Source organism: Aeromonas sp. YN13HZO-058 (assembly GCF_001921245.1).
Classification (GTDB): Bacteria; Pseudomonadota; Gammaproteobacteria; order Enterobacterales; family Aeromonadaceae; genus Aeromonas; species Aeromonas allosaccharophila.
Map to the genome: position 1 here is coordinate 26,384 of NZ_MQSY01000071.1, position 8,474 is coordinate 34,857.

General features: G+C 60.0%; 7 protein-coding genes. 3 read left to right on the top strand and 4 right to left on the bottom strand.

The window, feature by feature from the left end:
- Positions 1-10: 10 nt before the first annotated feature.
- A complete protein-coding gene (locus BSP75_RS18940) occupies positions 11-775 on the top strand; it encodes a transporter substrate-binding domain-containing protein (RefSeq protein WP_075114222.1) in 765 nt (254 codons plus the stop codon).
- 8 nt (positions 776-783) lie between these two features.
- Here the strand turns inward: BSP75_RS18940 and asnC are convergent, their stop codons facing one another.
- Entirely contained in the window at positions 784-1,245 is a 462-nt protein-coding gene (gene asnC / locus BSP75_RS18945; RefSeq protein ID WP_033135290.1) for a transcriptional regulator AsnC, read from the bottom strand.
- A 154-nt stretch (positions 1,246-1,399) separates the two neighbouring features.
- On the opposite strand from asnC, the gene asnA reads away from it, so the two are divergent.
- The gene (gene asnA, locus BSP75_RS18950; protein WP_075114223.1) at positions 1,400-2,392 is read left to right on the top strand and encodes an aspartate--ammonia ligase; all 993 of its coding nucleotides are present in this window, start codon (positions 1,400-1,402) and stop codon (positions 2,390-2,392) included.
- A 392-nt stretch (positions 2,393-2,784) separates the two neighbouring features.
- Here the strand turns inward: asnA and clpB are convergent, their stop codons facing one another.
- The 3 genes from clpB to rluD form a co-directional block, all read right to left on the bottom strand.
- Positions 2,785-5,358, bottom strand: a complete 2,574-nt coding sequence (gene clpB, locus BSP75_RS18955; RefSeq protein ID WP_042657301.1) for an ATP-dependent chaperone ClpB — start codon at positions 5,356-5,358, stop codon at positions 2,785-2,787.
- A 200-nt stretch (positions 5,359-5,558) separates the two neighbouring features.
- Positions 5,559-6,308: a peptidoglycan editing factor PgeF gene (gene pgeF / locus BSP75_RS18960; RefSeq protein ID WP_075114224.1), complete on the bottom strand. Its 750-nt coding sequence runs from the start codon at positions 6,306-6,308 to the stop codon at positions 5,559-5,561.
- Positions 6,309-6,485: 177 nt separating this feature from the next.
- Positions 6,486-7,466, bottom strand: a complete 981-nt coding sequence (gene rluD / locus BSP75_RS18965; RefSeq protein ID WP_075114225.1) for a 23S rRNA pseudouridine(1911/1915/1917) synthase RluD — start codon at positions 7,464-7,466, stop codon at positions 6,486-6,488.
- 117 nt (positions 7,467-7,583) lie between these two features.
- Here rluD and BSP75_RS18970 point away from each other — a divergent pair, with 117 nt between their 5' ends.
- Positions 7,584-8,339 (top strand): outer membrane protein assembly factor BamD, encoded by a 756-nt coding sequence (locus BSP75_RS18970; RefSeq protein ID WP_042063791.1) that lies wholly within the window; start codon positions 7,584-7,586, stop codon positions 8,337-8,339.
- Positions 8,340-8,474 lie beyond the last annotated feature (135 nt).

Genomic DNA, 8,474 nt, shown 5'->3' on the forward strand with positions numbered 1-8,474 from the left:
GAGACGTAGTTTGCGTGTGATCCCCCTGCTTTTGTTGCTGTTTCCACTCGGATTGCCGGCCAAAGAGCTGGTGATCTGCGGCACCATGGAGCCCCCGCTCAAGTTTATCGATGCCGATCAGAAACCCCGCGGACTCGATATCGATATCGTCACCGCCATCTTCGACAAGCTGGAGACGCCCTTTCGGATCGAGCTGGCCGATTCGGGGGCCCGCCTCACCCGCAATGCCGAAACCGGCGCCTGCGACCTGGTGATGACCCACTCCTACAAGGCGGAGCGGGAGAGTTATCTCATCTACCCGCAGCAGGCCCATATCCGCCACAGCTGGCACTTCTTCGTGCGCAAGACCGACCTGCTGAAGATCCGCTACGAGACGCTGGCCGATCTCAAACCCTGGCGCATCGGCGTGACCAAGGATTTCTCCTATACCCCTGAACTGGCGGCGGCGATGACCGACCCGGCCTATCAGTTCCAGGAGATCACCATGAACCAGCTGCAACTGCGCAAACTGCTGGCCGGACGCATCGATACCGTGCCGATGCCGCTGGTCACCGCCTTCACCCAGATCAAGGAGGAGGGGCTGACCGGCAAGGTCGATTACCTGCCCAAGCCGCTCAAGAGCAGCCCCTACTTCAACACCTGGACCCGCGCCAGGGCCGACGAGAATACGCCCGCCCAGATGGCCGCCTACGATGCCGAGCTGCTGCGCATGAAGCGCAACGGCAGCCTCAAGGCCCTCTACGACAAGTACGGCATCCCCTATATCGAACCCTAATCAACGGGTCAGGGTTTCACATCCCGCAAGATCGGGTTTTGCAGCGAAATCAGCGTTTCAGTGGACTGGATCTCGTCGATGGTCTGGATCTTGTTGATCAACACGATCTGCAGCTCGTCGATGGAGCGGGTCATCACCTTCATGAAGATGCTGTAGTGGCCGGTGGTGTAGTAGGCCTCCACCACCTCGTCCAGCGCCTGCAGCTTGGCCAGCGCCGAGGGGTAATCCTTGGCACTCTTCAGATTGATCCCGATAAAGCAGCAGACGTCATAGCCCAGCTTCTTCGCATTCACCTGTACCCGCGTCCCCTCGATGATCCCCGCCTGCTTCATCTTCTCCACCCGCACATGAATGGTGCCCGGGCTGACAGCCAGTTGTTTCGCCAGTTCGGCGTAAGGGATCCGCGCATTCTCCATCAGGGCGGTGAGGATGGCCTGATCGAGATTATCGATCCGGTAATTTTCCGGCATTTTTTTGCACTCCCGTTGGCGATATCTCATTAAACAACGGCTTATTTTGAAGAAAAAAACACGTAAAGCCTATTTCTATTATCGAATATTGAATTTAGTCAGCAATCTGTTGAAGAATCACCACATCCAACGGGGTTTGAAACAGGAATTCAGCATGAAACAGCACTACATTCGCAGCCAACAGCAGATCAGCTTCGTCAAAGAGATGTTCTCCCGCCAACTCGCCCAACAACTGGGTCTGATGGAGGTGCAAGCCCCCATTCTGAGCCGGGTCGGTGATGGCACTCAGGACAACCTCTCTGGCCATGAGAATGCAGTGCAGGTCAAAGTGAAAACCCTGCCGGAGCACAGCTACGAAGTGGTGCATTCACTGGCCAAATGGAAGCGCCAGACTCTGGGTCGCTTCGGCTTCGGCCCGGGTGAAGGGATCTACACCCACATGAAGGCGCTGCGTCCGGATGAAGACAAGCTCACCCCCATCCACTCGGTCTACGTGGATCAGTGGGACTGGGAGAAGGTAATGCCGAGCGAGCGCCGCGATCTGGCCTATCTGCAGGAGACCGTGCGCGGCATCTGGGCCGCCATCAAGGCTACCGAGCGCGCCGTCTGTGCCGAGCATGAGCTGACCCCCTTCCTGCCAGCCGAGATCCAGTTCCTGCACAGCGAAGAGCTGCTGACCCGCTACCCGGACCTCGATGCCAAGGGGCGCGAGCGTGCCATCGCCAAAGAGCTGGGGGCCGTGTTCCTGATCGGTATCGGTGGCGCCCTCTCCCACGGCGAGCGCCACGATGTACGCGCCCCGGACTATGACGACTGGAGCAGCCACAGCGAGCTGGGCCTGGCGGGTCTGAACGGCGACATTCTGGTGTGGAACCCGGTACTGCAAGACAGCTTCGAGATCTCCTCCATGGGGATCCGGGTCGACGCCGAGGCGCTGCGCCGCCAGCTGGCCATCACTGGCGACGAGGATCGCCTGCAGTATGACTGGCATCAGGATCTGCTGGCAGCACGGATGCCGCAGACCATCGGCGGCGGCATCGGCCAATCCCGTCTGGCCATGCTGCTGCTGCAAAAAGAGCATATTGGTCAGGTTCAAGTCGGTGTGTGGCCCTCTGAAATGAAGGCCACCATCCCGGGCATGTTGTAAGCCGGTTTTCTCGTAAAGGAGCATATAGACAAACAGGTACAAGTCGGCGTCTGGCCATCAGAGATGAAGGCTGCCGTACAGGGCATGCTGTAAACGAGTTGATTTCATCGGTCTGGCCCGCAAGCTGTGGCACGCGGGTCAGCCCTGAAGGTGTGTGGCGGTGTGGACTGAACGAGCGCAGTCCGGACATGCTGTAAGCCGTGTGGTCATCCCTGATGGCCCGCGGCGAAACCGGGGCTTGCCCCTGCGACCCGCTCAACCCACGCCAGGTCGCGTCACTACATTCCTCCCGGCAATCTTCGGATTGCCGTTTTTTTGCGCCCGAATCCCCGCCGCCAGATATGACAACGCCAGCCCGAAGGCTGGCGTTGCAAACATCGACACGAGATCGGTTACTGGGTCATGGTCAGGCCGTTGCTGTCGGCCCCCAGCAGCAGTTTTTTGCCCGGCACGATGCGACCGGAGAGCAGCGCTTGGGCCAGCGGGTTTTCCACCTTGTGCTGGATCGCCCGTTTGAGGGGCCGCGCCCCGTAGACGGGGTCGAACCCGGCATGCACCAGCTTCTCGAGCAGCGCTTCGCTCACCTCCACCTCGTAACCCTGAGCCTCCAGTCGGCCCATCAGGCTCTTGAGCTGGATGCGGGCGATGGACTTGATGTGATCCTCGCCGAGCGGGTGGAACACCACCGTCTCGTCGATCCGGTTGATAAACTCCGGCCGGAAGCTGCGGGTCAGCACCTCCATCAGCATGGCCTTCATCTCGTCGTAATCCTTCTCGGAATGGTGCTCCTGAATGAGATCCGACCCGAGGTTGGAGGTCATGATCACCACCGAGTTGCGAAAATCGACGGTACGACCCTGACCATCGGTCAGGCGGCCATCATCGAGCACCTGCAACAGGATGTTGAACACATCCGGGTGCGCCTTCTCCACTTCGTCCAGCAGGATCACCGAGTAGGGGCGACGGCGTACCGCCTCGGTCAGATAACCGCCCTCTTCGTAACCCACATATCCGGGAGGCGCCCCCACCAGACGAGCCACGCTGTGTTTCTCCATGAACTCGGACATATCGATCCGCACCATGGCATCCTGGGTATCGAACAGGAACTCCGCCAGCGCCTTGCACAGCTCGGTCTTGCCCACCCCGGTGGGCCCCAGGAACAGGAAGGAGCCGATGGGGCGGTTCGGATCGGAGAGACCGGCACGGGAGCGGCGAATGGCGTTGGAGACCGCTTCGACCGCCTCCTCTTGCCCGATCACCCGGCTGTGCAACTGCTCTTCCATCCGCAGCAGCTTGTCACGCTCCCCTTCCAGCATGCGGGCCACCGGAATGCCGGTCCAGCGCGCCAGCACGTCTGCTATCTCCACGTCGGTGACCCGGTTACGCAGCAGGCTGGTCTCCTGCATCTCGGCCTGGGTGGCGAGATCCAGCTGTTTCTCCAGCTCGGGGATGCGGCCATATTGCAGCTCGGACATCCGACCCAAGTCGCCTGCGCGGCGTGCCACATCGAGATCCTGACGGGCCTGCTCCAGCGCCGCCTTGATATGCTGGGTACCGGCGAGGGCAGCCTTCTCGGCCTTCCACACTTCATCCAGCTCGTTGTATTCCCGATCTTTTTCGCCAATCTCCTGATTGATCAGCTCCAGACGTTTGCGGCTGGCGTCATCGTCCTCCTTCATCAACGCCTGCTGCTCCAGCTTGAGCTGGATGATGCGCCGCTCGAGGCGATCGAGCGCCTCCGGCTTGGAGTCAATCTGCAACCGGATGCTGGCCGCCGCCTCATCGATGAGGTCGATGGCCTTGTCCGGCAGCTGGCGATCCGCGATATAGCGGTGCGACAGCTGGGCCGCCGCCACGATGGCGGGGTCGGTGATCTGCACATGGTGGTGCAGCTCGTAACGCTCTTTCAGACCGCGCAGGATGGCGATGGTGTCCTCCACGCTCGGCTCTTCCACCAGCACCTTCTGGAAACGGCGCTCGAGGGCCGCATCCTTCTCGATGTACTGACGGTACTCATCCAGCGTGGTGGCGCCGACGCAGTGCAGGTCGCCACGGGCCAATGCCGGTTTGAGCATATTGCCCGCGTCCATGGCCCCTTCGCCCTTGCCGGCGCCGACCATGGTGTGCAGCTCGTCGATAAAGAGGATGACATTGCCCTCCTCCTTGGCGAGATCGTTCAGTACGGCTTTCAGCCGTTCTTCAAACTCGCCGCGATACTTGGCACCGGCCACCAGCGCCCCCATGTCGAGGGAGAGCACCCGCTTGTTCTTCAACCCCTCCGGCACTTCACCGTTGATGATGCGCTGGGCCAGCCCCTCGACGATGGCGGTTTTACCGACACCGGGCGCACCGATCAGTACCGGGTTGTTCTTGGTGCGGCGTTGCAGCACCTGAATGGTACGGCGGATCTCGTCATCCCGGCCGATCACCGGGTCGAGCTTGCCGATTTCGGCCCGCTCGGTCAGATCGATGGTGTACTTCTCCAGCGCCTGACGGTTCTCCTCGGCGTTGGCATCCTCCACCTTCTTGCCGCCACGCACCTTGTCGATGGCCGCTTCCAGTTTCTCTTTGGTCAGCCCCTGGGCACGCAGCAGCTCGCCCAGGTTGCCCTTCTCGTCGAGGGCTGCCAGCACGAACAGTTCGGATGAGATGAACTGATCCTTACGCTGTTGGGCCAGCTTGTCGCAGACGTTGAGCAGGCGACCGAGGCCGTTGGAGAGCTGTACGTCCCCCTCCACCCCGCTCACCTTGGGCAGGCGATCGAGCTCCTCGCCAAGGCGGGAGCGCAAAGAGTTGATATCCAGCCCGGTCAGGGTGAGCAGTGGACGAATAGATCCGCCATCCTGATTGACCAGCGCGGTCATCAGATGAACGGGTTCGATAAATTGGTGGTCACGACCCAGTGCCAAAGACTGGGCATCGGAAATAGCAATCTGGAATTTGCTGGTCAGGCGATCGAGGCGCATTGCACTCCCCCTTTCAAGACGGACGCCGCTTGCGCGGCAAACAACATAACTTTCTGAGATGAAAGATGAGGCCCGTACGGGCTATTTCAAGGGCATGGGCTGGTTATTTTTTCTGCAAAGCGGGGAGGAGGCAGGATCCCCGCCTCTCTCATACGGATTTGCTCTTGAGAGAGACGGGGTATTACTTGGCGGGTGATTGCTTAGCGGGCCAACCAGATGAGGGAGGCCATCCGGCCGGTCTGACCATCGCGGCGATAGGAGTAAAACTGTTCGCTATCGCTGAAGGTGCAGTGCTCACCACCATAGACAGCATTCACCCCGGCACGGGCCAGCCGCAGCCGCGCCAGCCGGTAGATATCTGCCAACCATTTCCCCTCGTTGGCGGAAGGCACGAACGCCGCGTCTGCTTCGGCCTGCTCCGCCATAAAGGCCTCGCGCACCTCGTCACCCACTTCAAACGCGGTAGGGCCGATGGCCGGGCCAAGCCAGGCAAGGATCTCGCCCGGCTCGCAACCCATGGCGGCGATGCTCGCCTCCAGCACGCCCCCCTGCTCATTCCCCAATAATCCACGCCAGCCAGCGTGGGCGGCGGCCACCACTGTGCCTGCCCGATCGCAGAACAGTACCGGCAGACAGTCGGCAGTCATCACAATGCAGGCCTGATCTGCCTCGTGGGCGCAGGCCGCGTCGGCATCCGGCGCCTGCTGATAATGGCTGCTGACCGGATGCATAACGATACCGTGTACCTGATTGAGCCAGTTGAGTGGGCCGGGGATCTGTGCGGCCTGCTGCAGCCGGGCACGATTGGCCTCGACTCGCGCCGGTTCATCCCCCACGTGAGCCCCCAGATTGAGGCCGGCAAAGACCCCGTCACTGACACCGCCATCCCGGGTGGTCGACAAGGCTCTGACGTTGGCAGGTGCAGGCCAGTCGGGTTCGATCCATTTCATCTGTGACTCCTTCAATTCACCGCTATAAAAAACGGGGCTCCTGCAAGGGAACCCCGTTTGGCATCTCTTCGGGCCGGATGACGGCAGAAACCGACGCAGGCCCTATTGCATCAGTTCCAGACCAGATCGTCCGGATTGGCGAGGGTGCCCTTCATCTGCAGCACCTCTTTCAGCCCATCAATTCCAGACCAAATCATCCGGGTTGGCGATAGTATCCGCACGCAGCACTTCCATCAGATCCACCATGTCCTGTGGTGTCTCGGAGTGCCACTGCATCACTTCACCCGTGATGGGGTGCGCCAGTTGCAGCATGGTCGCATGCAGCGCCTGACGGTTGAAGCTGCGCAGCATCTGGGTCAGCTCCGGCGTCGCGTTGCGCAGCAGGCGCAGACGGCCACCGTAGGCGGGATCACCTACCAGCGGGTGCTTGATGTGCGCCATGTGGACACGGATCTGGTGGGTACGACCGGTTTCCAGACGCAGACGCAGACGGGTGTGGCCACGGAACTTCTCGTGAACCCGGTAGTGGGTCACAGAAGGACGACCATTGGGCACCACGGCCATATGGGTACGCTGGGTCGGGTGACGGCCGATGGGCGCATCAACTGTGCCACCTGCGGTCATGTGACCGATGGCGATCGCTTCGTACTCACGGGTGATCTGGCGCGCCTGCAACGCTTCCACCAGATGGGTCTGGGCAGGAACGGTCTTGGCAACCACCATCAGACCTGTGGTGTCTTTATCCAGACGGTGCACGATACCGGCGCGGGGCACCTCGGCAATGCCGGGGTAGCGGTGCAGCAGGGCGTTGAGGATGGTGCCATCGGGCGTACCGGCGCCCGGGTGAACCACCAGTCCGGCCGGTTTGTCGATCACCAGAATGTGTTCATCTTCATAAACGATGTTGAGCTCGATCTCCTGGGCATCCCAGCGGGTATCGGCTTCCAGCTCGACATCTACATGCACCTGTTGCCCGGCCAGAATTTTCTCGCGCGGGGTGTTGGCAACCTGACCGTCCAGGGTCACTCTGTCCTGTAAAATCCACTCCTTGATGCGGGTGCGGGAGTAGTCTGGAAACAATTCGGCCAGGGCCTGGTCGAGTCGCTGCCCGAATTGGTGATCCTGGAATTCGCCTGTCAGTTCAATATGCTGGCTCATGTATGGTCTCTTGAGCGGGGGGTATCAATTCGAAATAATCCGGGTATTCTAGCTTTTCTTTTAGCCAAGCATAACGGATACTTTGCCAATTTCGTGGAAATGGACCGGATGTTGTTGATGGGAAAGAAGTCTCACCTGCTGATGTCGCTCGCCTTGGTCGCTACCTTGATCACAGGCTGTTCCAGCACCAAACCCAAGGTACCCGACGAACCGCCGGAGACCCTGTACCAGAAAGCACGCCTCAAACTGGACGTTGGCAATTACGTGCAAGCCACTGAATTGCTGGAGGCTTTGGACTCTCGCTATCCGTTCGGCGCCTACTCCAACCAGGTGCAGCTTGACCTCATCTATGCCTACTACAAGCAGGATGATACCGCTCAGGCGATCGCCAATATCGACCGTTTTATCCGCCTCAATCCGGCGCATAAAAATATCGATTACGTCTTCTATATGCGCGGCCTGACCAACATGGCGGCGGATTACAACTTCTTCCAGAGCCTGTTCGGTATCGATCGGGACGACAAAGACCCGGCTTATGCCCGTCAGGCATTCCAGGACTTCAAGACCCTGCTGCAGAACTACCCCAACAGTGTCTATGCCGCCGATGCCCGTGCCCGCATGATTGGCCTGAAGAATCGTCTGGCCAGATATGACCTGAGCGTGGCCGAGTATTACGTGAAGCGTGATGCACTGGTCGCGGCCGCCAACCGGGCCAAGCTGATTGTCGAAACCTACCCCGACACAGCCGAAACCGAGAAAGCGCTGGAGATCATGGTCGAGTCTTACGACACGCTGAAGATGCCGCAGCTGGCCAAGCATGCCCGCGAAGTGCTGGCCAAGAACTTCCCGGAGAACCGCCTCGGCCGTGGCTGAGTGATACGGATCAACCGGTAACAAAAAACCGATGCCTTGGCATCGGTTTTTTTATGGCGCTGTCCCAATTACGTGTTGAACGGCTAATCTTGAAGTAGGCCATCACCTTGAGGTCTACCATCATGGATACCCCAG

Bases quoted from the DNA above. Each gene is read 5' to 3' on its own strand.
- asnC (WP_033135290.1), bottom strand. From the start codon at position 1,245: ATGCCGGAAAATTACCGGATCGATAATCTCGATCAGGCCATCCTCACC.
- asnA (WP_075114223.1), top strand. From the start codon at position 1,400: ATGAAACAGCACTACATTCGCAGCCAACAGCAGATCAGCTTCGTCAAA.
- clpB (WP_042657301.1), bottom strand. From the start codon at position 5,358: ATGCGCCTCGATCGCCTGACCAGCAAATTCCAGATTGCTATTTCCGAT.
- pgeF (WP_075114224.1), bottom strand. From the start codon at position 6,308: ATGAAATGGATCGAACCCGACTGGCCTGCACCTGCCAACGTCAGAGCC.
- rluD (WP_075114225.1), bottom strand. From the start codon at position 7,466: ATGAGCCAGCATATTGAACTGACAGGCGAATTCCAGGATCACCAATTC.
- BSP75_RS18970 (WP_042063791.1), top strand. From the start codon at position 7,584: ATGGGAAAGAAGTCTCACCTGCTGATGTCGCTCGCCTTGGTCGCTACC.